Origin of the sequence: Stenotrophomonas sp. Bg11-02 (assembly GCF_002836635.1) — a bacterium.
Taxonomy (GTDB): Bacteria; Pseudomonadota; Gammaproteobacteria; order Xanthomonadales; family Xanthomonadaceae; genus Stenotrophomonas; species Stenotrophomonas lacuserhaii.
Genome location: NZ_PJAY01000065.1, coordinates 27,104 through 53,477 on the forward strand (window position 1 = coordinate 27,104; position 26,374 = coordinate 53,477).

The following is a 26,374-nucleotide window of genomic DNA, read 5'->3' on the forward strand; positions in this document are numbered from 1 at the left end:
AGCCGGCACGCCATCGAGATCAGAATCGCGCGCTGAAGCCGAGCGTGAACGAACGGCCGTAACGGTAGTAGCCCTGCGAAAGCAGCGGATTGCCGTTGATGCTGTAGGTCTGCGCTTCGTCCAGCAGGTTCTGGCCCTGCAGGCTGACGCTGAACATGTCGTTGATCTCATAAGAGATGCTGGCGGTTAGCCAGGTGATCTCATCGGCCTGTTCGTTGTAGCCCGCGCCCAGCACGTTGGTGGCGGTCACGAAACCATCGCTGTAGTCGGCGGTGGTGCTGATCGACCACGGGCCCTTTTCATACATCAGGCCCAGCGAGTAGACCGACGGGGCAATCCCTTCCAGCGGACGTTCTTCCCCTGCCACGAAGCTCTTGGACCAGTTGCGGGTGTACTGGGCGCGGAAACCCAGGCCGTTCTCCCAGAAATGCTGCAGGCCGGCTTCCAGGCCATGCACCTTGGCGTAGTCGCCGTTGATCGGGCGCATCACGTTGAACAGATAGCCCGGCACGCCGATGTCCTGGCCCGGCTCCCAGCTGGTGGTGATCTGGTTGGAAATGCGCTTGTAGAACACCGCCATGTTGGCAATGGATTGTTCAGCGAAGTACCACTCCAGCGACACGTCACCCTGCTTGGCGGTATACGGCTTGAGGTCGACGTTGCCACCGTAGATCTGGGTGAACTCGCCCCAGGACACGCTGGCGGTGGTGTTGGTCGGGGCCAGCTTGTCCACTGGCGGGCGGGCCATGGTCTTGGCCGCGCCCAGGCGCAGCAACAGCTCATCGGTGAAGCGCCAGGTGAAGTTGCCCGACGGCAGGATGTAGCGGTAGCTGCCGTCCTGCTGCACCGGGGTGGGATCGGCATAGCGGGCGGTGTAGTTGAACGCGCCGTTCTCGGTGATGCCGATGATCTTCGCATCCCAGGCTTCGGCGCGGGTCTGGGTACTGATCACGCGCACGCCTACGTCCGCGCTCCAGCGATCGCCGGACAGATCGGCCTGCATGTAGAACGCGTTGGTCTTCTCTTCCACGCGGTAGCTTTCCAGCGGATTCCATTGCGGCGCGGCGTTGGCGAAATCGTAGACCGTGCCATCCGGGCGCGGGTTGCCGTTGTAGGCCTCCAGGCTGCTGAGGTAATTGGGCACGTCAAAGCCCAGGAAGCTGCGCGGGAAAGTGGAACCGACCTTGTTCATGAAGTTCGGCAGCGACAGGGTGCGATCCAGCACGCCGCCGCCCAGGTCGCCGACGTTGATCGCGTTGTCCACCGAGTAGTAGTCGGCACCGCCGTTGAGGGTGTTGTTGACCAGGTCACGGCGCTTGCTGCGTTCGGTGCGGGTCATGCCGAAGTTCAGGCTGTCGATGCCCCACTGGCCCACGTACAGGTTGCCGCCAACGGTGCCGCCGGTGATCTCATCCTTGATGTTGTCGCCGCGCAGTTCCATGTAGTGCGTGTTGAAGTCGCTGTCGTTGAACTGGCCGTTGGCCAGGCCGGTGGACAGGTCACGACCATCATCGAAGGTGGTGGTGACATTCGGCACGGCGTCGCGGGTCAGGTCGATGCGGGTCACGTTCGGCTGGTTCATGCGCAGCACCACGTAGGTGTCCTGCCCGCCGGACTTGCGTTCAGAGGTGGAGCGGTACACATCGCCGGTCATGGTCAGGCTGTCATTGACCTTCCAGCTGCCGTTGATGCCGAAGAGGTCGGTGTCCACCACGCGGTGTTCGGTCTGGTTGAGCAGCTCCGGGTTCATCCGCTGCTCCGGATCCGGGTTGTCCATGGTGAAGCCGGTGACGATACCGTTCTGCACGTTGATGTCCGACCAGCGGCCGGGCGCGAACAGCGGATAGAACGACTGCTGGTAGGACACCTGCGGCGAATCCAGCCGGGTCTTCAGGCCGTCCACCACGATCCGCACGTCATCGTTGGGACGCCATTCGAACTTGCCGGAAAACGCCTTGCGCTTCTTGTCTTCCTGCACCGTACCGACGCGGAACTGGCCCGGTGCGATCAGCCCGTATTCTTCAGGGTCCAGTTCGCCGTTGCCGTTCGGGTCGATGTTGCCACCCCAGGCATTGCCGCCCCAGCTGGGGTCGGCAGGGTCCGGGTTGCGGGTCCAGCCGCCGTCGTTGCCGGCGATATCGGTACGGTCCTTGCGCTCGGCGTACACCGCGCCGATCAGCAGGCCCATGGTGTCATCGGCGAAGGTGTTGCTGTAGGTCGCGGAGAACTTGCGGCCGTTCAACTCGGACATCTGGTTGTGGTCGCCCTCGGCACGCACAATGGCGTGCTGGCCCTTGTTGTCGAACGGGCTGGCCGAACGCAGGTTGATCAGCCCGCCGATCGCACCTTCGGTCAACGCAGCCTGGGCCCCCTTGACCACGTCGGCCCCACTGATCACATCGGAGGGCAGCACGTCGTAGGCGAAATCACGGCCGGCACCATCGGTGGCCAGGATGCGGTTGTTGAAGGTGGTCAGGGTGTACTCCGGGCCCAGCCCGCGCACGCTGACTTTCTGGCCTTCGCCACCGGCGGTGCGGGTGATGGAAACGCCGGTGATATGGCTGAGCGAATCGGCCACGTTGTCATCCGGGAACCGGCCCAGCTCCAGCGCGCTGATCGAATCCTGCACGGTGGACGCATCGCGCTTGAGCTCGGTGGAACGCGCCAGCGCGGCGCGTACGCCACTGACCTGGACCGTCTGCAGGTCGATCGGGCCCTCGCCTGCGGGTGCAGCGGCCTGCCCGGTCGAGGTGTTGGCCGGGACAGGTTCGGTGGCCTGTTGCGACCACGCGGTAGCGGGCAGCAGCAGGGCAAGGGCAATTCCATGGTAAAGACAGTGGCGGTGCGGACGGACGGCGTTCACGGGCTCTCTCTCCTGAGGCATGAAGCATAGGACGGCGGGCTGTGGGGGCCTGGCTGGTGAAACAACGAAACCGAGCGTATATGAGGTTTCGTTTTGCATCAATAGCGAAATGTAACGAAAACCGCCATACTCTGGAACATTTGAAAGGAGCTTTCTGCATGGTCGCCACCCGGGACACCAGCCATCGCCGTCAACAGATCAGTGAACTGGTACGCCAGCACGGCAGCGTGCAGGTGTCCTCGCTGGCCCAGCAGTTCGGCGTCAGCCTGCAGACCGTGCGCAAGGACCTGCGCTATCTGTCCGAACGCGGGGTGATGGCGCGCGCCTACGGCGGCGGCATCGACAGTGGCGCGGTGGGTCCGGCCCCGGCGGCAGAACCCCATTACGAAGCCAAGCGCACTGCCTACCTGGATGAAAAACGCCGGATCGGGGCGCGCGCAGCGGCGATGGTGCAGCCAGGCGACACCATCGCCATCGACTCGGGCACCACCTCGATGCAGCTGGCCGAGGCGCTTCCGGACATCGACCTGACCGTGGTCACCAACGATTTCGGCGTGTTGACCGTGCTCAGCCCGAAGACCCGGATCAACCTGGTGATGCTGGGCGGCGAGCTGCGCCGCAAGAACATGGCCTTCTACGGTGGGCTGACAGTGGAAGCGCTCGATGCGCTGCACGTGGACCTGCTGTTCCTGGGCGTGGATGGCTTCGACCTGGAGCGCGGCATCACGACGCATTACGAACCCGAGGCGATGCTCAACCGCAAGATGGTGGAAGCCGCGCGTGCGGTGGTGGCGATCACCGACAGCTCCAAGTTCGGCAAAGTCTGCCTGCACCGGATCATCCCGGTATCCGGGCTGGACGCGCTGATCACCGACACCGGCGCGCCTGGCGAGGTCGCCGACGCCTGCCGTGCGCTGGGCGTGGACCTGCAGCTGGCCTGATCGCCCGCCCGGTAGTCACGACCGTTGGTCGTCTGCTTCCGCTGTCGGTGGGTGACGACCGTTGGTCGTCACGCTCCTGCTTCCCGCTGCGCTCGCCGGGCATGGCTCGGCGCTGCCCGACTTACAGCTTGAACTCGCGCGCCGCGTTGCCGTAGTACACCTTGTCGATCACCGCGCGCGGCAGCGACAGCCCTGCCACGTCCGCCTCCAGCACCTCGATCCGCTGGCTCTCGCCGGTCGCCAGGTAGCGCCAGTCCGACTGCCATACCGCGTGCGTTTCCGCCTTGAACTGCGCCGCATCCGCGCCGGGGGACTGGGTCAGGTCGGTGCCGTACAGCAGCCGGTCCTGGTAGCGGATGAAGAAATCGCGCACCTTCGCGCGATCAGCGTTGGACTGGTACTGCACCTGGCTCATGCGCGCGGCCAGGTCGACCGTGGCCTGCGGAAAACGATCCAGGAAGGCGGCCAGCACATCCACGTCGTACTCCAGGCTGGCCATGTGTGCACCCACCACACGCAGCTGCGGATGGGCGCCGACGAAGCGGTCGCGCACGGCCATCAGCTCGGCATGCGAAGGCTGCTCGGGGTGCAGGAACATGTGGTACTGCGGATGCTTGGCGAAGTACTCGCGATCATTGTTGGTGGTCATCTTGTCCAGCGGCAGCCAGCAGTTGTACGGCTCGCCCTGGTGCGCGATCAGCGGCACGTCCAGCGCGCGCACGTGCTCGGCCACCGGGGAAAGACCTGGATCATCGAGCATGATCGCCCTGCCCTGCGCATCCCTTTCCACCATGCCGATGTTCTTCCACACCTTCACCGCACGCGCGCCCTCGGCCACGTCACGGTCCAGCGCGGCGTTGACCTGGCCGGCCCAGCCTTCACTGCCGTAGCCCTTCATTGAAAACGTGGTCGCCCAATGGAAGTGCCCGGGATCCTGCCGTGCCTGCGCTACTGCGATCGCGCGCTGCTCCTGCAGGCTGGGGAAGTCGGGGTAATCCACATTGATGGAGAGCAGCCCGAAGTTGTCCGCGCGCGCCTGCTCCAGCAGCGCTGTACCACGGTCGTTGGCATGCACGTGCGCGTCGAATTTGCGCACCGTGGAAAAGTCCGCCATCGCATAGGACGGCCCGCCGCGCCCTTCTGTCATGGCGGTCGCACTCGGGTCTGCTGGCGGCGTTTTTTCCGGCGTACAGCCCGCCAGCACCACCATTCCGACCACCGCACACCCGGCCCAGCTACGCAGGTTCCACCGCATGACGCCCTCGCTTATACATAACGAAACTTGATCGAACCATATCGCAACAAAACGCTTGCATCAATCTGAGGTGCGTGCGCAGAATGCTAGCCATCTCCACCGGGTTGACGCTTATGCCACCGATCGGACGCCGTACCGCCTTGAAGCTGATTGCCGGAAGCGTGGCAGGCAGCATGGCCTGGAGTGCCGCCCCCTGGGTGCGCGCTGCCACCGCTGCACCCGCCCCCGATGGCCGCGCAGGTGATGGCGTGCTGTCCATCGGCTTGGACAAGCGCATGCATACGCGCATCTGGCGCCATGGCAAGCCGCTCACCGGTTGGCAGCCCAGCGAAGCCCTGCTGCTGGCCAGCGGGGATATCACCGACTTTGCCCTGGTCGAGCAGACCGCGCATGTGCTGGATGACCCCCGCCACGGGGCTGGCAGGCAGGTGGTGTTCATCGGTCGCTCGCGCGCGGCGGGTGTGGAAAAACAGGTCTCGCTCAGCAGCTTCGACGCCCAGCCCGGACTGGCGCTGGTGCAGGTGCGCTACCGCAACCTCGGCGATGTGCCGCTTGAAGTGACAGGCTGGCGCAGCAGCGCCTACCAGCTCGACGACGCGCCCGGTGGCTTCTGGAGTTTCTCCGGCGCCACCCACACCGATCGCCGCGACTGGGTGCAACCGCTGGCGGCCGACTTCGACCAGCGCAACACCCTGGCGATGGATTCATCGGACTACGGCGGCGGCACGCCAGTGGCCAACATCTGGCGTCGCGATGGGGGCCTGGCCGTGGGCCACGTCGAACCGGTGCCGCGCCCACTGGACATGCCGGTCAAGCGCACCGCAAACGGCGCGTCCATCGCGGTTGAGTCAGCGAAGGCGCAGACCCTCGCCCCGGGGCAGGAACTGGTCACCGAACGCACCCTGCTGGCCGTGCATGAAGGCGATTTCTACGCGCCGCTGCAGCAGTACCAGGTGTTCATGCGCGGCGAGGGGATCGAAGGCCCGCGCCCACCGGATTCGGCGTTCGCCCCGATCTGGTGCGCGTGGGGTTATGAACGTGATTTCCGCGTCGAGCAGATCTACGCGACCCTGCCCAAGGCCAAGGAGCTCGGCTTTGAGTGGGCGGTGCTGGACGATGGCTGGCAGACCAACGAAGGCGACTGGAAGATCGATCGGCGCAAGTTCCCGCGCGGTGACGCGGACATGCGCGCGTTCACCGCCGAAGTCCGCCGGCACGGCATGCGCCCGCGGCTGTGGCTGGCCCCGCTCGCGGCCGATCCGGGCAGCGACGTACTGCACGACCATGTGGACATGCTGCTGCTGGACAAGGAAGGCGCTTTCCAGACCGTGACCTGGTGGAACGCGCTCACCCAGTGTCCGGCCTACCAGCCGACCATCGATTTCTATGTCGAGCTGGTCAAGAAGGCGATCGGCGACTGGGGTTTCGAGGGCATCAAGCTGGACGGCCAACACCTCAACGCCGTGGCGCCCTGCCACAATCCGGCGCACAGACACGCCAGCCCGGACGACTCGGTCACCGGACTGGCCACGTTCTGGAACGCGATCTACCGCGCCGCCCATGACGCCAATCCCGAGGCGGTGGTGGAGCTGTGCCCGTGCGGCACCGCGTTCGCCTTCCACAACCTGCCGGCCACCGATCAATTCCCCTCCTCGGACCCGCTGTCATCCTGGCAGGTGCGCAGCAAGGGCAAGTCGATCAAGGCGCTGATCGGCGAGCGCAGCAGTTACGCCGGCGACCACGTGGAGCTGTCCGACAACCGCGATGACTTTGCTTCAAGCGTGGGCATCGGCGCGGTGATTTCCAGCAAGTTCACCTGGCCCAAGGACACCGATCGACCTTCGGTACCGCTGCCGCCGGGCGGCTTCGTGCTGACCGACGAACGCGAGGCGCTGTGGCGCCGCTGGGTAGGCCTTTACAACACGCACATGCTGCCCAAGGGCGAGTACCTCGGCACCCTGTATGACATCGGCTTCGACAAGCCCGAAGCCCACGCCATCCGCAAGGACGGTGCGCAGTACTACACCTTCTATGCCCCGCGCTGGGACGGCAAGGTCGAGCTGCGCGGCCTGCCGGCCGGCCGCTGGCAGGTCCGCGACCTGTTCAACGAAACCGACCTGGGCGTGGTCGACGGCGGTGCGGTGGCTACCCTGCCCGCGCGCTTCGAACGCTTCCTGTTCCTGCAGGCCACTCCGGCCGGGAGCGTGGCATGAATGCCGACGCCGTGTCGGTCTCCGCTACAACGCGACGCCGCCCGTGGCTCGGCTATGCGCTGGCGACTGTCGCGTTGTGGGGCGTATGGGGCGCGCTGTCCCCGTTGTCGGCCGCGCATGGCTTCCCGGATACGCTGGTGTACTGCGTATGGGCGCTGACCATGTTGCCACCGGCGTTGTACATCCTGTGGCGCGGCGGTTGGCAGCTGGAGCGCTCGCCGCGCGCCATCGGCTACGGGCTGGTCATCGGCCTGCTGGGTGCAGGCGGGCAGATGCTGCTGTTCCATACGCTGACCATCGGCCCGGCATACTTCGTGTTTCCGGTGATCTCGCTGTCGCCGGTGGTCACCATCGCCCTGTCCTTCCTGCTGCTGCGCGAGCGCACCGGCTGGCAGGGCACGCTGGGGATCGTGCTGGCGCTGGTCGCACTGCCGCTGCTGGATTTCTCTTTCGGCAGCGGCGAAGCCGGCCTGGGCTGGTTCCTGCAGTCGCTGTTGATCATGCTGGCCTGGGGCCTGCAGGCCTACTTCATGAAGCTGGCCAACGACACCGTGCGGGCAGAAAGCATCTTCGCCTACATGACCGTCGGTGCGCTGCTGCTGGCGCCGGTGGCGCTGGCGATGACCGACTTCAGCCAGCCGATCAACTGGGGCCTGGATGGCCCGTGGATGACCGCCGGCATCCAGATCCTCAACGCGGTCGGCGCACTGACGCTGGTGTATGCGTTCCGCCACGGCAAGGCGATGGTGGTGGCGCCGCTGAGCAATGCCGGCGCGCCGCTGGTCACCGCCGTGCTGTCGCTGCTGTTCGCCAGCGTGGTGCCCGGTCCGTTGAAGACCGTCGGCCTGGTGCTGGCATTGGTCGCCTCGCTGCTGCTGGTGCTCGAACCCGAGCGCGAACCGGCACAACGCCCTCTTTCCTGAAGGACTCCCCCATGCACGCACTGCTCGACCTGGTCGCGCGGCACCGGCAGGGCCACGCCATCGGCGTGACCTCGATCTGCTCGGCCCATCCCCTCGTCATCGAAGCCAGCCTGCGCCACGCCCAGCGCAGCGGCCAGGCGTTGCTGCTGTTCGAAGCGACCTGCAACCAGGTAAACCAGGAGGGCGGTTATACCGGGATGCGCCCGGCCGATTTCGTGCGCTTCGTGCATGGCATCGCCGCGCGGGTGGGTTTCGATATCGAGCGGCTGATCCTCGGCGGTGACCACCTGGGGCCCAACCCATGGACCGCGCTGGATGCCGCCACGGCGATGGACAAGGCCGAGGTGATGGTGGCCGAGTACGTGGCCGCCGGCTTCCGCAAGATCCACCTGGATTGTTCAATGGCCTGCAAGGGCGATCCGGAGCCGCTGCCCGAAGCGGAGATCGTGCGCCGCGCGGTGCGCCTGTGCCGCGCGGCCGAAGACGCCTGGGCCAGCGCAGGCGGCGAGGCGCCGGTGTATGTGATCGGCACCGAAGTGCCGGTTCCGGGCGGCGCGACCGAAGCGATCGACGGTCTCGCCCTGACCACTCCGGCAGCGGCGCTGACCACCATCGAGGCGCACCGGGTCGCCTTCGCCGAAGCCGGACTGGACGCCGCCTGGCAGCGCGTGCTGGCCTCGGTGGTGCAGCCGGGCGTGGAGTTCGACCACCACGATGTCATCGACTACGACAGCGACAAGGCGCAGCCGCTCAGCCATTCGGTCACCACCGTGCCCAGGCTGGTGTTCGAAGCGCATTCGACCGATTACCAGACCCGCGATGCGCTGACCGCGCTGGTGCGCGACCATTTCGCGATCCTGAAGGTCGGCCCCGGCCTGACCTTCGCCCTGCGCGAAGCGCTGTGGGCACTGGATGCGATCGAAGGCGAGTGGATCGAGGAGGGCAAGCGCGCGCGCCTGCGCGAAGTCACCCTGCGCCGCATGCAGGAGGCGCCGGGCTACTGGCAGCGCTACTACCACGGCGCCGGACGTGCGCTGTCCACCGACCTGCAGTACAGCCTCAGCGACCGCATCCGCTACTACTGGCCGGACACCGCCATCGAAGCTGCGCGCGTACAGCTGTTCGACAACCTGCGTGCCGATCCCCCGCCGCTGCCGCTCGTCAGCCAATACCTTCCCCATGCCCTGCACGCAGTGCGCGATGGAACTGCTACGTTCGATCCGCAGTCCCTGGCCATGGCCCATATTAGCGCTGTCCTCGATGACTACCACCATGCATGCCAAGACCATGACCTCTCCTGAAATCCTCGGATTCCCAGAACCCCTGCTGGAGGCGAAGGGCGCGCTGTGGACGGCGCGCGAGATCGCCCAGCAGCCGGCCATGCTGCGGGCCACCCATGCGCTGGTGGACTCGCTGGCCGGGCAGCTGCGTGCCTTCATCGCCCCGCTGGTGGATGATCCCAGGGCGCGCGTGATCCTGACCGGCGCCGGCACCTCGGCCTATATCGGCCAATGCCTCGCACCGCTGCTGGACCGCCAGCTCGCCGCGCGCGTGGATGCGGTGCCCACCACCGATATCGTCTGCGCCCCGCAGCTGTACCTGGATCCTGGCCAACCGCTGCTGCTGGTGTCCTTCGGCCGCTCCGGCAACAGTCCGGAAAGCCTGGCTGCGGTGGAACTGGCCGAAGCGCTGGTGAGCGACATCCGCCATCTGGTGGTGACCTGCAACCCGGCCGGTGCGCTGGCCCGCATCCCGGTCGCGCAGGCGATGACCCTGCTGCTGCCCGAGCAGACCCACGACACCAGCTTCGCCATGACCTCCAGCTTCAGCTGCATGATGTATGCAACCCTTGCCGCACTGTCGCCGGCTGCGGCGCTGGATGGCCGCATTGAAGCGATTTCCCGCGCCACCGACGGCGTGATCGAAGGCGCGATGCCGCTGCTGCAGGAACTCGCCGCAGCCCGCCACGACCGCGTGGTTTATCTCGGCAGCGGACTGCTGCAGGGACTGGCGCGCGAAGCCACGTTGAAGCTGGGCGAGCTGACCAATGGCGCGGTGGTGACCTGTTTCGATTCGCCGCTGGGCTTCCGCCACGGCCCGAAGACCTTCGTCACCGACAGCACCCTGGTGATCGTGTTCGTCTCCAATGATCCGTATACCCGCCGCTACGACCATGACCTGATCGACGAACTGCGCCGCGATGGCTGTGCGGCGCGCGTGGTCGAGATCAGCGCCCAGCCGCGCGCCGGAGCGCTCCAGGACACCCTGGCCGTGCACGGACTGGAACGTGCCGAAGACGTGGACCTGCTGTGGCCGTATGTCGCCGCCGCACAGATCTACGCGCTGCTGCATTCACTGGAGCGCGGCGTGACGCCGGATAATCCGAACCCGGCCGGCATCGTCAACCGCGTGGTACAGGGCGTGCAGTTGTACGCGCTGGACGCATGACCGCCCCGCTCTACCTGGGCGTGGACGGCGGCGGCACCAAGACCCGGTTTGCGCTGATCGATGCACAGGCTGGCCTGCTCGCCGAAGCCCAGCTGGGCACCACCTACCATCCGCAGGTGGGGCTGGACGGGGTGCGTGCGATCCTCGGTGCGGGCATCGAGGCGGTGCTGGCGCAGGTGCAGGCGAACAGCGCCGACATCACCCAGGCGTTCTTCGGGCTTCCGGCGTACGGCGAAGACAGTCGCGCCACCGCCCTGCTGCAGGCGATTCCCGGCCAGGTGCTGGGGCATGCGCGCTATGCCTGCGACAACGACATGGTATGTGGCTGGGCCGGCTCGCTGGCCTGTGCGGACGGCATCAACATCATCGCCGGCACCGGATCGATGGGCTACGGTCGGCGTGGTGATGCGTCGGCGCGCGCCGGTGGCTGGGGCGAAGCCTTTTCCGATGAAGGGTCGGCGTACTGGATTGCCGTGCAGGGCCTGAACGCGTTCTCGCGGATGAGTGACGGGCGGCTGCCGCGCGGCCCGTTGCACGTGATCCTGCGCGAACACTTCAAGCTGGGAGAGCACGACCTGGACATCTGTGCGCATGTGTATGGCCAAGGCCATGGCTCGCGCGGCGAACTGGCGCAGCTGTCACCGTTGGTATCGCAGGCCGCACTGGCCGGCGATGCGGTGGCCGCATCGATCTTCGAGCGTGCCGGGCATGAACTGGCGGCGATCGGCGAGGCGTTGCGGGTCACCCTGGGCTTCCAGCCCGGCGAGCCGGTGCCGCTGTCCTGGTCCGGTGGTGCATTCAGCGCCGGTGACGCGTTGATGCACCCGTTCGCTGACGCGCTGCACGCGGCAAGCCCGGACTTCGTCCTGCGCGCACCCCTGCATGCGCCGCATTACGGCGCCGCGTTGTACGCGCGCCTGCTGGCGAACTGACGCCGCACCGTATCCGCATGACGGCCAGCGGCCGTCACTACCGGACCGCACGCGCCCTGGTAGCGCCGAGCCATGCTCGGCGAGCGCAGCGGAAAGCAACAGCGTGACGACCAACGGTCGTCACCCACCGACGATCGTCATCAGCGGTCGCGGTGCGATCCCGTTCCCACCGCGTTGACACGTTCCCACGCTATGGTCGAACGGCTTGCGAGCGCCCTGAACGCCTTCCTCCGCAGGAGACACCAGTGAACTCACGTCGTCAGTTCCTTTCGATTGCCGCGGCCAGCGCCGCGATGATGGCCGCCTCTCCCCTGTTCGGCCAATCGCCGGCACCGGGCAGCGTGCTGCCCACCCGCGGCACCCCGCGCACGGGCAACCAGGCCACCCCGCGTGCAACGCCCAAGGGCAGCCGCTACCGTCCACCCACTCGGCTGGGACTGGGCGGGGCGCCGCTTGGCGGCAGCCTGGCACCGACCACCCGCGAGGCGGCCGATGCCACGATGGCGGCGGCGTGGGCGGCGGGCGTGCGCCTGTTCGATACCTCGCCGTGGTACGGGCTGGGCCTGAGCGAACGGCGGATGGGCCACGAACTGCACACCCATCCCGCCGATGCGTACACGCTCAGCACCAAGGTCGGCCGCCTGCTGACCGGCACCGCCGGCCCGCTGCAGAAAACCAACTGGCATGACCCCGCCCCGTTCCACTATCGATACGACTACTCCGCTGATGGCGCGCGGCGTTCGGTTGAAGACAGCCTCAACCGGCTTGGCGTCTCCCAGCTGGACATCGTCTACATCCACGACCTCTCGCCGGAGAACGAAAAAGACCTCGGCATGCCGTGGGAACAGCGTTTTTCCGAGGCACTGCGCGGTGCCATGCCCGAACTGACCAGGATGCGCGAAGAAGGCCTGATCAAGGGCTGGGGCTTTGGCGTGAACCGGCCCCAGCCGGCGCTGCGCGCGGTAGCAGAAGCCGATCCGGACATCATGCTCCTGGCTTGCCAGTACTCGCTGCTGGATCACGAAGCCACCCTGCACGACACCTTCCCCAGGCTGGCGGAAAAGGGCGTGTCGGTGATGGTCGGTTCACCGTTGCTGGCCGGCTACCTCACCGGACGCGAGCGCTATCTGTATGGCGGTCCGATCCCGCAATGGGCGCCCGCCAAACGCGCGAAGATCGCCGAAGTCTGCGAGCGCCACGACATCGACATCCGCACCGCCGCCCTCCAGTTCGCCGATGCCCCGCAGGTGGTCTCTTCGATCATCCCCGGCGCGCGTACGCCGGAGCAGGTGCGCGCCAACGTGGAGTCGATGGCGATCGCGATCCCGGCCGATTTCTGGGCCGAGCTGAAGCAGCTCAAACTGATCGCGGCGGACGCACCGGTCCCGGTTTGAGCGCGCGCGTCGGACTCAGTACGGGCTGGCCGTAGGCCGGATGATGATCTCGCTGGTATCCACGTCGGCGGGTTGGGCGATGGCGAACGCGATAGCGCGCGCCACCGCCTCTGCGGGAATGGCGGTGGCGCGGAAGCTGCGCATTTCTTCGCGCCCCTGCGCATCGGAGATGCTCTCGGCCAGTTCGGAGGTGGTGACGCCCGGGCTGATCGTGGTCACCCGGATCGCAGGACTCTCCTGGCGCAGGCCTTCGGAGAGTGCCCAGACTGCGTACTTGGTAGCGCAGTAGACCGCTGCGGTGGGCGACACCGCATGCGCACCGATCGAGGCGATGTTGATCACCTGGCCGTGGCCCTGCGCCTGCATCTGCGGCAGCACCGCGGCGATGCCGTGCAGCACGCCACGGATGTTGACGTCGATCATCCAGTCCCACTCCTCGACCTTCAGCGCGGCCAGCGGCGACAGCGGCATCACGCCCGCATTGTTGATGATCACGTCGACCCGTCCGTACGCGGCAACCGTGCGGTCGATGATGTCCTGCACCTGCTCACGCGCGGTGACATCCAGCGCGTGCGCGACCGCCGTGCCGCCCTCGGCCTGGATGTCGGCCACCACCTGCTGCAGGCGATCAACGCGGCGGGCGCCCAGCACCACGGTGGCGCCGCTGCGCGCGAGCAGCCGTGCGGTGGCTTCGCCGATACCGCTGCTGGCACCGGTGATGACGATGATCTTGTCCTGGATGAGGTTCATGGCAGGCTCCTGGAAGCTGTCTGTTTGAAGGAGCTGCCAGCCTATGAGGAGCGCGGCGTCCACGGAATTCCCTGTACGCTGGACAGAATGGTTAGTATCGGTAACCAATGGATACCGACCTCAACCTCCTGCGCCTGTTCCTGGCCGTCGCCGAAGGCCACAACTTCCGCGTGGCGGCCGATCGCCTGGGGGTGACCCGGTCTGCGGTAAGCCAGGGCATCCGACGCCTGGAAGACAGCCTGGGCATCGCGCTGGTACAGCGCTCCACCCGCAGCGTGCGGCTGACCGAAGCCGGTGAACAGCTGCACCGCCAGATTGCCGGCCCGCTGCGCGTGGTCGCTGCGGCCATCGAAGACACCGCCAGCGACGGCCAGCCGCACGGCCTGCTGCGCGTCGCGGTGACCTCCATCGCCGAACGCTTCCTGTCCGGGCCGCTGATTGCCGACTTCATGCGTCGGTATCCCGGCATCACCCTGGATGTCACCGTGACCGATGATGAATCGGACATCGTCGCGGCCGGCTTCGATGCCGGCGTGCGGCTGGGACAGGTGATCGAACAGGACATGGTGGCCATTCCCTTGACCGGACCGCAGCGCGAAGTCGTGGTGGCCACGCCGGCCTACCTGGCCGAGCACGGTACGCCGGCCCACCCGCGTGAGCTTGCCCGGCACCGCTGCATCGGCTGGCGCCCCTCACCGCAGGTGGCCCCGTACCGGTGGGAGTTCGTTGAAGACGGGCGCGACTTCGACGTGACCGTGGCACCGCAGCTGACCACCAATGACATGCTGCTGATGGTGCGCTCCGCACTGGCCGGCGGCGGCATCACCTTCGGCATGCAGGAAACCTTCGCGCCCTACCTGGCCCGTGGCGAACTGGTCACCATGCTGGACGAGTACCTGCCCCCGTTCCCGGGCTTTTTCCTGTATTTCCCGAACCGGCACAACCAACCGGCCAAGCTGCGCGCGCTGATCGAGCACGTGCGCGGGCACGCGCCATGATCAACGAAAGGACCGGGCCTGGACCGGAGTGCTGGGCGGTGATCAACGGCTGCGTGCTGCCCTCGGCGCTCCCGGCCATCCTGGTATCCGCGCAGGACCCGCAACCCCGGTAGCGCCGACCCATGGTCGGCGAGCGCAGCGGCCCATGTGGGCTCATCCGGTCGGTACGCGCACCATCTTCGTCAGCAGGTGCTCCACCACGCCCGCCGGATCTGCCGTGCGGCCGACATGCGTGCTCGACATCTGCACCACCGAGCTGCGCTTGGCGGTGAGGAAGTGGAAGCGCGCACGCGCCGGCAACTGCGCGATCGGCCCGGCGCCGGCTTCCCCGCGGCAGATCGCCACGATGGCATCCAGCCAGGGCCGCAACGCCTCCAGGTCCAGGCTGGGAGCAAAGGCGTGCAGGCGCGCCGGATCGATCTCGATCGCCGCCTCCAGGTGCCTGGCGCCCGGGCAGGAGACGATGACTCCGACGTTGATGAACTCTTCGCGCTCGACCCGGGGAACGACCCGGATCACCGCGTAATCATAGGTATGCAGCGTGGGCACGGACGGCCTCCTGGACGAAGGCCGCGCGCACGCGCAGGCGATGGATGAAGTAGTCGACGTAGGCTTGGCGGTAGGCGGCCGGCGTATCGAATGCAGGCTCGTCGACCAGCCAGGCGTCCGGCACCAGGCTGACGATGCGTTCGATTTCGTGATCCGGCAGGCGCGCTGCCAGTTCGGCATCGACCTCGGCGATCCGGCTGGCGAAGGGCAGCAGGACATGGTCGCGGATCAGCACGAACGGCCTCTCGCAGGCCTGTCCCGCCGTCGCCCAATCGTGGTGGAAGTACATCGCCGCACCGTGGTCGATCAGGTACAGCTTGCGGTGCCACACCATCAGGTTCGGGTTGCGCGCGGTGCGGTCCACGTTGCTGGCCAGCGCATCGAACCAGACGATCCGCGAGGCCAGCTCAGCATCCACCGGCATCGCGGCCGGGTCGTAGTTGATCGCACCGGGCAGGTAATCACTGCCCAGGTTGAGCCCTTCGCTGGCGCGGATCAGCTCCTGGATTTCCGGATCGGGCTCGGTGCGGGCGAACTCGGCATCCAGTTCGACGAACACGATCTCCGGCAGCGGAAGCTGCAGCGTGCGCGCCATCTCCCCGGCGATCAGCTCGGCGATCAGTGCCTTTGGCCCCTGCCCCGCACCCCGGAACTTGAGCACGACCATGCCCTCATCGTCGGTTTCGACGATCGCCGGCAACGACCCGCCTTCGCGGAGCGGAGTGACATAGCGCAGAGCGTGCACGGTACGCACAGGGAATTCCTTCAACAGCGGACCGCAAGATTACCGCGTCGCGGAGCGCTGCGCGTGCACTGGCTTCATGTTGCCGTCCCGGATGAGATGATCGTAGTAGCCCCGTTGCCATACCGTGCCTTCGCCCACGCGCGCTGAATTGATCGCGATCGCGGAACGGGACTTCAATGACTGCACGCAGCGCGACAGCCTTCCGTCTTTCAGCTGCATCACCCAATGCAGATGGTCGGGCATGACCACTCGAGCGAATGAGCGCGTCAGCCCGGACCGATCGCTTCGCTCAAGCTGCTCCATCCTCAGCGCAGCGAGCGTGGGATCAACGAAGCAAGGCGACCGTTGTGCCGTGACAGTGTTGATGGAGTAATAAGTCCCGGTAAGCGAAACCCGGCCGATGCGAAGCTGACTGGACATGGCTCCAGCATCCGTGGCGAAAGCCATGACCAGGTACCGTAGGGCGCGCACCGCAGCGTGGGGAACTACCGCAGTGTCGAGCAAGCTCGACACTACCGATCCTGCGTAACGAAAAACGCCGGCACGGGGCCGGCGTCTTCCGTTGACCACCAAGAGAGCGGTCAGTCCTGCGACGGCATGTCGTCCGTTGCGGCCGGGGTAGCAGCCGCCGGCTCGATCGCCGCAGCATCGACCGCCCCTTCCTGCTCCTCGTCGGCTTCGATGAAGGCGTCCATCCGCTCCACCGCCTGCAGCTTCTCTTCCTTGGACAGGCGGATCAGGGTGACGCCCTGGGTGTTGCGGCCGACCCGGCTGATTTCCGAGCCACGCGTCCGCACCAGGGTCCCGCCATCGGAGATCAGCAGCACTTCGTCGGCCGGACCCATCAGCACCGCAGCGACCAGCTTGCCGTTGCGTTCGGTGGTCTGGATGCCGATCACGCCCTGCGTGCCACGTCCCTTTCGCGGATACTCCGGCAGCGGGGTGCGCTTGCCGTAGCCGTTCTCGGTCGCGGTCAGGATGAACTTCATGCCCGCCTCGTCACCGACCTCGACCACGGCATCACCGTTGTCCACGCTGGCGTCCTCCACGCCCGTATCGTCCTCGTTCTCGTCCTCGATCCCGCCGGCGCTTTCGGCGACGATCAGGCTGACCACTTCTTCGCCCTTGGCCATCTTGATGCCGCGCACGCCGGTAGCGGTACGGCCCATCGAACGGACCTTGTCTTCGCCGAAGCGCACGGTCTTGCCATTGGAAGCGAACAGCAGGATGTCCTGTGCACCGTCGGTCAGGCCGACGCCCACCAGGGCATCGCCGTCGTCCAGGTTGATGGCGATCTTGCCGCGCGCCAGGCGGAAGGCGAACTCACCCAGCGGGGTCTTCTTGACCGTGCCGTTGCGGGTGGCGAAAAACACGAACTGTCCTTCGGCATACTCGCGCACCGGCAGCACCGCCTGCACCCGCTCGCCCGGTTCCAGCGGAATCCAGTTGATGATCGGGCGCCCGCGCGCATTGGAACCGGCTTCGGGCAACTGGTGCACCGGCAGCCAGAACACCTTGCCGGCGCTGGTGAAGGTCAGCAGCGTGTCATGCGTGTTGACCAGCCACAGCTGCTCGATGAAATCCTCTTCCTTGGTCGACGCCGCGCTGCGGCCACGACCGCCACGACGCTGCGCGCGGTACGCGCTGACCGGCTGGCGCTTGGCGTAGCCGGAATGCGACAGGGTGACCACCACGTCTTCCGGGGCGATCAGGTCGAGGATGTCCAGGTCTTCTTCGCTGTGGCGGATTTCGGTACGACGTGCGTCGCCGAATTCCTCGCGTACGTTGATCAGCTCCTCGCGGATCACTTCGAGCAGGCGGTCCGGGTTTTCCAGGATGTGGATCAGCCCGGCGATGACTTCCAGCAGCTGCTTGTATTCGTCGGTCAGCCTGTCCTGCTCCAGCCCGGTCAGGCGGTGCAGGCGCATTTCCAGGATCTGCGTGGCCTGCACTTCGGTCAGCTGGTAACCGCCCTGGACCAGGCCCACGCCCTTGGGCAGGTCTTCCGGACGCGACGCTTCGGCACCGGCGGCGCCGAGCAGCGAACCGACCAGGCCCGGATCCCACACGCGCGTCAGCATGCGTTCGCGGGCTTCGTTCGGGTTGGCCGAGCTCTTGATCAGCTCGATCATCTCGTCGATGTTGGCCAGCGCGACGGTCAGTCCTTCCAGCACGTGGGCACGGGCGCGCGCCTTGCGCAGCTCGAACACGGTACGGCGGGTCACCACTTCGCGACGGTGGCGGACGAACGCCTCCAGCATCTGCTTGAGGTTCAACAACTGCGGGCGGCCGTCGACCAGCGCCACCATGTTGATGCCGAACACCGACTCCATCTGGGTCTGCTGGTAGAGGTTGTTGAGGACAACTTCCGCCGACTCGCCGCGCTTGATTTCGATGTAGATGCGCATGCCGTCCTTGTCGGACTCATCGCGCAGTTCGCTGATGCCTTCGAGCTTCTTTTCCTTGACCAGTTCGGCGATCTTCTCGATCAGACGCGCCTTGTTCACCTGGTACGGAATTTCGGTGACGATGATCGACTCGCGGCCGTTGTCGGCCACTTCCACGTCCGCCTTGGCACGGATGCGCACGCGGCCACGGCCGGTACGGTAGCCGGCGATGATGCCGGCGGTGCCGTTGATGATGCCCGCGGTCGGGAAATCAGGACCCGGGATGTACTCCATCAGGCCATCGACATCGATCTGCGGATTGTCGATCAAGGCGATGCAGGCGTTGATCGATTCGGTCAGGTTGTGCGGCGGGATGTTGGTCGCCATGCCCACCGCGATACCAGCCGAACCGTTGACCAGCAGGTTCGGGAACCGGGTCGGCATGACCGTCGGCTCGCTTTCCTTTTCGTCGTAGTTCAGCTGGAAATCGACGGTTTCCTTGTCGATGTCGGCCATCAGCTCATGCGCGAGGCGCGACATGCGCGCTTCGGTGTAACGCATGGCCGCGGCGGAGTCGCCATCGACGGAACCGAAGTTACCCTGGCCATCGACCAGCATGTAACGCAGCGCGAACGGCTGCGCCAGGCGCACCAGGGTGTCATACACCGACTGGTCGCCATGCGGGTGGTACTTGCCGATGACGTCGCCGACGATACGCGCCGACTTGAAATAAGGCTTGTTGGCGTGTGCGTTCAGCTCGCTCATCGCGAACAGCACACGGCGATGCACAGGCTTGAGGCCGTCGCGCGCATCAGGCAACGCGCGTCCCACGATCACGCTCATCGCGTAATCGAGGTAACTCTTGCGCATCTCGTCTTCCAGGTTGACCTGGATGATTTCCTTGGCGGATTCTGCCATTCGGGTTCCGTTGTCTGGTAGCGGTCCAGTCCGTCGCGCCACTCCCTTTTCAGGGCGGCAGCGGCGGAATCTCGATTAACTGGCGGAGTCTACCACAGCACGGGAATTTTCTCCCCTGTTCAGCGGCTTTTTACCGGAAGAAATCAGCAACTTAGGGACCGGTTGTCCGCCTGTTGACCGATTGCCCCGCTTGCCTCCCCGATCCGCTTCGCCGCCCGTCCGGGATCAGCTGAAGGCGGCCCGCATGCTGGCCACGGTCGGCGCCAGGATCACCCCGCGCTCGGTCACGATGGCGTCGATCAGCTCCCCCGGGGTCACGTCGAACACCGGGTTCCAGGCGGCGATACCGTCGGCCACGGTGCGGCTGCCGCCGACCCCGTACAACTCGCCGGGATCACGCTGTTCGATCTCGATCTGTCCGCCATCGGCGGTATCCATGTCCACCGTCGAGGACGGCGCCACCACCATGAACTTCACCCCATGGTGGCGTGCGGCGATGGCCAGCTGGTAGGTGCCGATCTTGTTGGCGGTGTCCCCGTTGGCGCAGATCCGGTCGGCGCCGACGATCACCCACTGCACCGCACCGGTCTTCATCAGGTGCGAGGCGGCCGAATCGGCGATCAAGGTGGCATCGATGCCATCCTGCTGCAGCTCCCACACGGTCAGGCGTGCGCCCTGCAGCCACGGCCGGGTCTCCCCGGCGAACACCTTGGCGATGCGCTGCTGGGCCATGCCGGCGCGGATCACGCCCAGTGCGGTACCGAAGCCGGCGGTGGCCAGCGACCCGGTGTTGCAGTGGGTCAGCACGCCGCTGCCGGCGTCGATCAGGCCGGCACCCAGGGCGCCCATGTGCCGATTGGCCGCCAGGTCTTCGGTGGCGATGGCTTCGGCCTCGCGTTCCAGCACCTGCTGCCAGTCATTGCCTGCCGCGCCCAGCACCCGACGCATGCGCGCCAGCGCCCAGGCCAGGTTCACCGCCGTCGGCCGCGAGGCATTCAGGCGCTGCAGCGCCGGTTCCAGCTTCTGCAGGGCCTGCGGGCCGTCGTCGGCCTGCACCTCGCGTGCGGCCAGCACCACGCCCCAGGCAGCGGCGATGCCGATGGCCGGCGCGCCGCGCACGGTCAGCGCGTGGATGGCGGTGGCCACCTCGTCACTGGTGGTGCAGGCAACGTGCTCCACCACGAAGGGCAGCTTGCGCTGGTCCAGCAGTTGCAGGGCATCGCCGGTCCACAGGATCGGGCGGATGTGGTCGTAGCGGGCGTAGTCGATATCGGTGGGCGCGTTCATGCGCCCATTGTAATGCGCGCTCAGTTCACCGAGAACTCGGCGCGGCACCCGTCGTCCACCCAGATCCCACGCTTGTCCCAGCCCCAGTTGCGTCCCTCTTCGCAGGCGCGCCCGGACAGCTGCTTGAGCAGGTTGACGCCGGAAGTGATGGAGGCCCCGCAGAAACGCCGACGCCGATCCTTGGATTCACAGGTGAGCCGGCGTGGCGCATCGACGAAGCCACTGCCGTCCGCCGCGCCGATCTCGAAATCACCCTCGCAACCGCGCGTGGTCCAGATTTCGTTGCGCCGATAACCCCAGCTGTGGCCTTCACGGCAGGGCATGCGCGAGTTCTGCCGCAGCAGGCGCACCGGCGCACCTTCCAGGCGCACCGGACAGCTCTGCGGGCGGCCGTTGGATTCGCAACGCACCACGCGCCTGACGACCTTGGCCGGTGCACCCGGTGCTGCGGCGCCGGCGCTACCGCGCGCGCGGAATTCAGCACGGCACCCCAGGGTGACCCACACGCCGGAACGGTCGGTGCCCCACTCGCTGCCCCGCACGCAGGCGTTTTCGGACAGCTGGCGCACCAGTTCCACGCCCCGTTCGACATCCATGTTGCAGTGCACCCATCCGAGGTCGCGCGACTGGCAACGCACCACCTCGCCGGCATAGCCGCCCTGCCCCTGCGCGGCCGCCGATGGCAGCAGCGCGGTCCAGAGCAGCAGCGCGCCCAACGAGGCCCCCGTGCTTGCCAACAACTTGTTCAACGACTCGTCCGCCCTGTCATCGTGATTCGTTTGCCACCATGCGGCAACCGGCGTGATAAGAGCATCATCGCGTATCCCCCGCAAGCGCCGGTTACGACGTTCAGGCACGACTGAAATCAAACGCGAGCACGTCGGCAATACGCGCGGTGCGCCCCATGGCCATCAGCAGCCGGTCCACGCCCACCGCGACGCCGGCGCAGGCGGGCATCGCCGGCAACGCCGCCAGCAGCGCTTCGTCCAGCGGCGGCAGCACATCCCCACGTGCCTGCCGACGCGCATGGTCAGCTTCGAAGCGTGCGCGCTGCTCCTGCGCATCGCCCAGTTCGTGGTAGCCATTGGCCAGCTCGACCGGCCCCAGGTACAGCTCGAAGCGCTCCGCGCGCGGCGGCGTATCGTCGCGGATCCGCGCCAGCGCCGCCTGCGATGCCGGCCAGTCATGCACCACGGTCATCACGGTGTCATCGAAGTGCGGCTGGATGCAGTGGGTCATCAACAGGTCCAGCCAGTCGTCCCGCCCCAGGCCCGCGGCATCGATCTGGATGCCGGCCAGTGGCAGCCGCAGTTCGGCGATGCTCGCCTCGAACGGATCCACGCCGATGCGCTGCAGGTACAGCGTGCGGTAGTCGATCACCTGCAGGGTCGCCACCCGCCCGACCAACGCCAGCGCCTGCTGCACCAGCGAGGCGGTTTCGTCGATCAGCCGGTGATGGTCCCAGCCCACCCGGTACCACTCCAGCATGGTGAACTCCGGGTTGTGGCGGCCGCCTGCTTCGCCATTGCGGAACACCCGGCCGAGCTCGTAACAGTCACCCACGCCGGCAGCCAGCAATCGCTTGAGCGGGAATTCCGGCGAGGTACGCAGCCAGCGACGACGCGCACCGGCATCGCGATGGCCGCTGAAATCGGTATGGAAACTGTCGATGTTCGGCTCGGTATTGCCTGCCGCCGACAGGATCGGGGTCTCCACTTCCAGCACCTCGCGCTCGGCGAAGAAGCGGCGCACCATCGCGTTGAGCGCGGCGCGCTGGCGCAGCGCCTGCAGCAGCGCGCTCACAGCAGGCCGTCGCGCGGATGGTCCAGCGGCAGCGTCATCAGGTCGCGGGTATCGTCGATGTAGCCGGTTGCGGTGTACAGCCGGCGCGCCAGTTCGTTGTGGCGGTTCACTTCAAGCCGCAGGCGTTCGACACCGCGTGCGCGTGCGCGCTGCTCGACGATCGCCAGTGCCTGCCGGCCACGGCCACGTCCGCGTACACCCGGCGCCAGGTACAGCTCGTCCAGCAGCGCGAAATGCCCGCCCTGCTCCAGGCTGAAGCCCATCGCGATCACCACGTAACCGCCGACCGCGCCGTTCTCGTCCAGCAGCATCAGCACCTCGCCATTGCGCGGGTCGGCCAGCAAGGCATCGACCCCGCGGCGCACGCGCGCCTCGTCGAACGCGATCTGGTCTTCGATGTAGAACGCGCGCATCAGGGTGAGCAACTGTGCTTCGTCGGCGCGGGTGGCCATGCGGAAATCCAGCGGTGCGATCTGCATGCAACTCTCCTTCAAGGGGTCCCGCCGGGCGGGTACCCGGCTTTGGTACGTTTCATTCGTGGGCGGCGAGGAAGGCCAGCAGCTGGTCTTCGTCCCACACCGGCACGCCCAGCGACTGGGCCTTGTCCAGCTTGGAACCGGCTTCGGTGCCGGCGACCACGAAGCTGGTCTTCTTCGATACGCTGCCGGCAACCTTCGCGCCCAGCGCTTCCAGACGCTCCTTGGCCACATCGCGGGTAAGCGCGGACAGCGTGCCGGTCAGCACCGCGGTCTGGCCCTCCAGCGGCCCGACGGGCTGCCCGGCCTGCTGCGGCGCGCGCTGCAGGATCTCCTTCATCTTCGCTTCTGCCTGCAGCAGCAGCTCGCCGTTGCCTTCGCTGTCCAGCCACGCCGCCAGGCCGCGCGCGGTGTCGTCAGGCAGCCCGGCATTGACGAACTGGCCGTGTTCGGCATCCAGTATCGACTGCGCACTGCTCAGTGCGGCGGCAAGCTTTTCCGCACGCAGGCGGGTGATGCCGGGTATCTCGGCCTCCACCAGCAGCTGTGCAAGATCCAGCCCCTCGCGCAGCTTGCCGCTGGGCGGATGCTCATCGGTGATGCGCACCTGGCCGAACTGCAGCAGATCGTCGATGGCCTGCTGGTTGCCCTGCTGTTCGAAGAAATGACCCAGCGATCGTGCTACTTCACCGCCGATGTCCGGTACCCGCTTGAACAGCGGCCACGGCAGGTGGCGGATCAGTTCCAGTTCGCCGAACCACTGCGCCAGCGCTTTCGCCGTGCTTTCGCCGACATGCTCGATGCCAAGCGCGAACAACAACCGCTCCAGCGTCGCCTCGCGGCTGGCCTCGATGGCGGCCACCAGGTTGTCGGCCCAGCGGGTGGCGATCTTCTTCGTGTTCCAGCTGAACGTGATCGGTTGGGCCAGCGCCTGCGCACGCCAGCCCGCATCGCCTGCGTCCATCTTCAGCACGCCGTTGAGCACTGCGCCACTGCCATCGGGCGGCAGGTGCGGGGTGAAGCTGGCGGCCAGCGCGGAGGGATCCTCGGCATCAAGCACCAGTTTCAACTGCAGCAGGGTGTCACGGGTCAGCCGGTACAGGTCGGCCACGCCGCGCACGATACCCGCATCCACCAGGGTCTCGATGTACTTGCCGCCCAGGCCGTCGATGTCCATCGCACGACGCGAAGCGAAATGGCTGATCGCCTCCTTGCGCTGCGCCGGGCAGCTCAGCTCGCCGGAACAGCGCCAGGCGATCGCGCCCTCTTCCTGCACGATTTCCGCCCCGCATACCGGGCAGTGGGTCGGCATCTTCCATGGCGTGGTGCCGGCAGGACGGCGGTCGGCGATCACGCTGACCACCTCCGGAATCACATCGCCGGCGCGCCGCACGATCACGCTGTCGCCCACGCGCACATCCAGCCGCGCGATCTGGTCGGCGTTGTGCAGGGTAGCGTTGGAGACGATCACTCCGGCCACCGCGACCGGCGCCAGGCGCGCCACCGGCGTGGCCGCACCGGTGCGCCCGATCTGGATCTCGATGGCCTCCACCGTGGTGCTCTGTTCCTGCGCGGGGAATTTGTGCGCGATGGCCCAGCGCGGCGCCCGCGCGACGAAGCCCATCGCCTGTTGCCCTTCGCGGTCGTCCAGCTTGTAGACCACGCCGTCGATATCGAACGCCAGGCCGTCGCGGCGTTCACCGATGTCGCGGTAATAGGCCAGCAGGCCGTCGGTACCGGTCACCACCGTGCACAGCTCGCTGACCGGGAAGCCCCACCCGCGCAGCTGCTGCAGGGTCCGGGAATGTGTATCGGGCAGCTCGCCGCCATCCACTTCGCCGGTGCCATAGGCGAAGAAGCTGAGCCGGCGCTGCGCGCTGATCTTCGGGTCCAGCTGGCGCAGCGATCCGGCGGCGGCGTTGCGCGGGTTGGCCAGTACCTTGCCGCCCTGCTGCCGCGCGCGTTCGTTGAACGCTTCGAAATCTGCGCGTGCCATGTAGACCTCACCGCGGACTTCCAGCACGTCGGGCCAGCCAGTGCCGTGCAAGCTTTCCGGGATATCGCGAATCTGCCGCAGGTTGGCGGTCACGTCTTCGCCCTTGCTGCCGTCGCCGCGCGTGGCGCCCTGCACGAACTGCCCGCCCTCGTAGCGCAGGCTGATCGCCAGGCCATCCAGCTTCGGCTCGGCGGAGAACGCGAGCGCCGGACGCCGCAGCCGCTCGCTGATGCGACGCACGAAATCGGCGACTTCCTCATCGCTGAACGCATTGCCGAGCGACAACATCGGCACTGCATGGGTGACTTCGGCGAAGCGCGAAGACGGCCGTGCGCCGACCTTCGCGGTGGGCGAGTCCACTGTCGAAAGTTCCGGATGCGCCTGCTCCAGCGCCTCCAGCTCGCGCATCAGCGCGTCGTAATCGGCATCCGGGATCAGCAGTTCATCGCGCTCGTTGTAGGCCGCGTTCGCGCTTGCAAGCTGACGGCGAAGCGCATCGATACGCTGGGCGGGAGTAACGTTCATGCCGGGTCCGGTGATTCCTGTACAGACCGCGATTCTAACGTCCATGGCGTGCGCAGGCCGCGGCGGCGCGTCACGGCGAAGCGGAAACGGAACGCTTCGGCGAGGTCTTCCGCACGGGCACCGGCCTGCGTGCCGGAAACATCCCGCTTACCAGCGCGGCGTCTTGGTCAGCGGTGGCGCCTGGTGCTGGCGGTCGTAGGCGCGCAGATCATCGCGGATGTGCGCGATACGCTGGCGACCCAGCGCGTTGCGGCTGTCGTCCAGCACCACCGCATCCAGCAGCTCGGCCATGCGCTGCACGGTCGGCAGCATTTTTTCCCAGGAATCGAGCGCCGTCAGCGGCGCCGGCAGGGTCAGGAAGAACGCGATCGCCGGGGTTTCCATCTCGCGGATGGTGCCCATGTCGAAACTGCCCGGTTTCATGATGCTGGCCATCGAGAAGATCGGACCGCGCTCAGGGTGGCCTTCGACCAGCCGGTGGAACACGTTCATGTGGCCAAACACCAGACCGGTCTTTTCCGCCGCCACCACGATGTCCTCGCCACGAAGCTGTTCGCCGGCGCGCGCGGCCACGAACAACGAAACGATCTTGTCGAAATCCTGGCTGGCCCGCTTGCCGAGGTCACTGTTGGCGTTGGCTTCGCTGTCTGACAGCCCCAGTTCGGCCTGCTCGCCGTCGACGGCGGGGTCGCGTGGCTCCTCGCCCGCCGCGTCGACGCCGCCGCCCAGCACCGGCTCGCGGCGCTGGGCGCCATCGGCGCCGGGGTCGCCTTCGACACGGCGTCCCTGGGTCTTTCTCTTCGGCCGGCCGAACAACAGGATCGCAGCGATCAACAGCAGGCCGGCGGTAAGGATGCCGATGCGCAGCAGTGCGGTGTCGGACATTCGGTTGGGTCTCCGGCTAAATACGTTCAGACAAGAATGGCACGATGCAGGTCTTCTTGCACCGGGGGTGGCGCGAATAATGCACC

The 26,374-nt window shown here is 66.7% G+C and carries 21 protein-coding genes; 8 read left to right on the forward strand and 13 right to left on the reverse strand.

The window, feature by feature from the left end; all coding sequences use genetic code 11:
* Nucleotides 1-19 precede the first annotated feature (19 nt).
* Entirely contained in the window at nucleotides 20-2,863 is a 2,844-nt protein-coding gene (locus CXG43_RS14375; protein ID WP_232767814.1) for a TonB-dependent receptor, read from the reverse strand.
* Nucleotides 2,864-3,021: 158 nt separating this feature from the next.
* Between CXG43_RS14375 and CXG43_RS14380 the strand changes: the two genes are divergently transcribed.
* A complete protein-coding gene (locus CXG43_RS14380; protein WP_101100543.1) occupies nucleotides 3,022-3,804 on the forward strand; it encodes a DeoR/GlpR family DNA-binding transcription regulator in 783 nt (260 codons plus the stop codon).
* Between the two features lie 121 nt (nucleotides 3,805-3,925).
* Here the strand turns inward: CXG43_RS14380 and CXG43_RS14385 are convergent, their stop codons facing one another.
* Complete coding sequence (locus CXG43_RS14385) at nucleotides 3,926-4,951, reverse strand: amidohydrolase family protein (protein ID WP_232767816.1); 1,026 nt, start codon at nucleotides 4,949-4,951, stop codon at nucleotides 3,926-3,928.
* Between the two features lie 221 nt (nucleotides 4,952-5,172).
* Here CXG43_RS14385 and CXG43_RS14390 point away from each other — a divergent pair, with 221 nt between their 5' ends.
* The 6 genes from CXG43_RS14390 (at nucleotide 5,173) to CXG43_RS14415 (ending at nucleotide 12,969) form a co-directional block, all read left to right on the forward strand.
* The gene (locus tag CXG43_RS14390) at nucleotides 5,173-7,272 is read left to right on the forward strand and encodes a glycoside hydrolase family 36 protein (RefSeq protein WP_101100545.1); all 2,100 of its coding nucleotides are present in this window, start codon (nucleotides 5,173-5,175) and stop codon (nucleotides 7,270-7,272) included.
* Nucleotides 7,269-8,195, forward strand: a complete 927-nt coding sequence (locus tag CXG43_RS14395; protein ID WP_101100546.1) for a DMT family transporter — start codon at nucleotides 7,269-7,271, stop codon at nucleotides 8,193-8,195. The genes CXG43_RS14390 and CXG43_RS14395 overlap by 4 nt, the downstream gene beginning before the upstream one ends.
* Before the next feature lie 11 nt (nucleotides 8,196-8,206).
* Nucleotides 8,207-9,496 (forward strand): D-tagatose-bisphosphate aldolase, class II, non-catalytic subunit, encoded by a 1,290-nt coding sequence (locus tag CXG43_RS14400; protein WP_101100547.1) that lies wholly within the window; start codon nucleotides 8,207-8,209, stop codon nucleotides 9,494-9,496.
* Nucleotides 9,483-10,643: an SIS domain-containing protein gene (locus tag CXG43_RS14405; RefSeq protein WP_101100594.1), complete on the forward strand. Its 1,161-nt coding sequence runs from the start codon at nucleotides 9,483-9,485 to the stop codon at nucleotides 10,641-10,643. The genes CXG43_RS14400 and CXG43_RS14405 overlap by 14 nt, the downstream gene beginning before the upstream one ends.
* Entirely contained in the window at nucleotides 10,640-11,575 is a 936-nt protein-coding gene (locus CXG43_RS14410) for a BadF/BadG/BcrA/BcrD ATPase family protein (protein WP_101100548.1), read from the forward strand. Before CXG43_RS14405 ends, CXG43_RS14410 begins: the two co-directional genes overlap by 4 nt.
* 245 nt (nucleotides 11,576-11,820) lie before the next feature.
* Nucleotides 11,821-12,969, forward strand: a complete 1,149-nt coding sequence (locus tag CXG43_RS14415) for an aldo/keto reductase (protein WP_101100549.1) — start codon at nucleotides 11,821-11,823, stop codon at nucleotides 12,967-12,969.
* Between the two features lie 15 nt (nucleotides 12,970-12,984).
* Here CXG43_RS14415 and CXG43_RS14420 read toward each other — a convergent pair whose 3' ends face one another.
* Entirely contained in the window at nucleotides 12,985-13,719 is a 735-nt protein-coding gene (locus CXG43_RS14420; RefSeq protein WP_101100550.1) for an SDR family oxidoreductase, read from the reverse strand.
* A 107-nt stretch (nucleotides 13,720-13,826) separates the two neighbouring features.
* On the opposite strand from CXG43_RS14420, the gene CXG43_RS14425 reads away from it, so the two are divergent.
* Entirely contained in the window at nucleotides 13,827-14,717 is an 891-nt protein-coding gene (locus CXG43_RS14425) for a LysR family transcriptional regulator (protein ID WP_101100551.1), read from the forward strand.
* Between the two features lie 153 nt (nucleotides 14,718-14,870).
* Here the strand turns inward: CXG43_RS14425 and CXG43_RS14430 are convergent, their stop codons facing one another.
* The 10 genes from CXG43_RS14430 to zipA all read right to left on the reverse strand — a co-directional run bounded on the left by CXG43_RS14430 (nucleotide 14,871) and on the right by zipA (nucleotide 26,288).
* Nucleotides 14,871-15,266, reverse strand: a complete 396-nt coding sequence (locus CXG43_RS14430) for a DUF3037 domain-containing protein (protein ID WP_101100552.1) — start codon at nucleotides 15,264-15,266, stop codon at nucleotides 14,871-14,873.
* A complete protein-coding gene (locus CXG43_RS14435) occupies nucleotides 15,244-16,020 on the reverse strand; it encodes a HipA family kinase (protein ID WP_101100553.1) in 777 nt (258 codons plus the stop codon). The genes CXG43_RS14430 and CXG43_RS14435 overlap by 23 nt, the downstream gene beginning before the upstream one ends.
* A gap of 30 nt (nucleotides 16,021-16,050) precedes the next feature.
* A complete protein-coding gene (locus CXG43_RS14440) occupies nucleotides 16,051-16,431 on the reverse strand; it encodes a transposase (protein WP_157825000.1) in 381 nt (126 codons plus the stop codon).
* Between the two features lie 161 nt (nucleotides 16,432-16,592).
* Nucleotides 16,593-19,316 (reverse strand): DNA gyrase subunit A, encoded by a 2,724-nt coding sequence (gene gyrA, locus CXG43_RS14445; protein ID WP_101100555.1) that lies wholly within the window; start codon nucleotides 19,314-19,316, stop codon nucleotides 16,593-16,595.
* A 225-nt stretch (nucleotides 19,317-19,541) separates the two neighbouring features.
* Nucleotides 19,542-20,603 carry an S-methyl-5-thioribose-1-phosphate isomerase gene (gene mtnA / locus CXG43_RS14450; RefSeq protein WP_101100556.1) on the reverse strand — a complete coding sequence of 354 codons (1,062 nt, stop codon included), beginning with the start codon at nucleotides 20,601-20,603 and terminating at the stop codon, nucleotides 19,542-19,544.
* Nucleotides 20,604-20,623: 20 nt separating this feature from the next.
* Nucleotides 20,624-21,292 (reverse strand): DUF3011 domain-containing protein, encoded by a 669-nt coding sequence (locus CXG43_RS14455; protein WP_232767820.1) that lies wholly within the window; start codon nucleotides 21,290-21,292, stop codon nucleotides 20,624-20,626.
* A gap of 160 nt (nucleotides 21,293-21,452) precedes the next feature.
* Complete coding sequence (epmA, locus tag CXG43_RS14460) at nucleotides 21,453-22,406, reverse strand: EF-P lysine aminoacylase EpmA (protein WP_269801197.1); 954 nt, start codon at nucleotides 22,404-22,406, stop codon at nucleotides 21,453-21,455.
* On the reverse strand, nucleotides 22,403-22,885 hold the full coding sequence (locus CXG43_RS14465) for a GNAT family N-acetyltransferase (protein WP_101100557.1): 483 nt from the start codon (nucleotides 22,883-22,885) through the stop codon (nucleotides 22,403-22,405). Before CXG43_RS14465 ends, epmA begins: the two co-directional genes overlap by 4 nt.
* 52 nt (nucleotides 22,886-22,937) lie before the next feature.
* Complete coding sequence (gene ligA / locus CXG43_RS14470) at nucleotides 22,938-25,403, reverse strand: NAD-dependent DNA ligase LigA (protein ID WP_101100558.1); 2,466 nt, start codon at nucleotides 25,401-25,403, stop codon at nucleotides 22,938-22,940.
* Between the two features lie 147 nt (nucleotides 25,404-25,550).
* The gene (gene zipA, locus CXG43_RS14475) at nucleotides 25,551-26,288 is read right to left on the reverse strand and encodes a cell division protein ZipA (RefSeq protein WP_101100559.1); all 738 of its coding nucleotides are present in this window, start codon (nucleotides 26,286-26,288) and stop codon (nucleotides 25,551-25,553) included.
* Nucleotides 26,289-26,374: the final 86 nt, after the last annotated feature.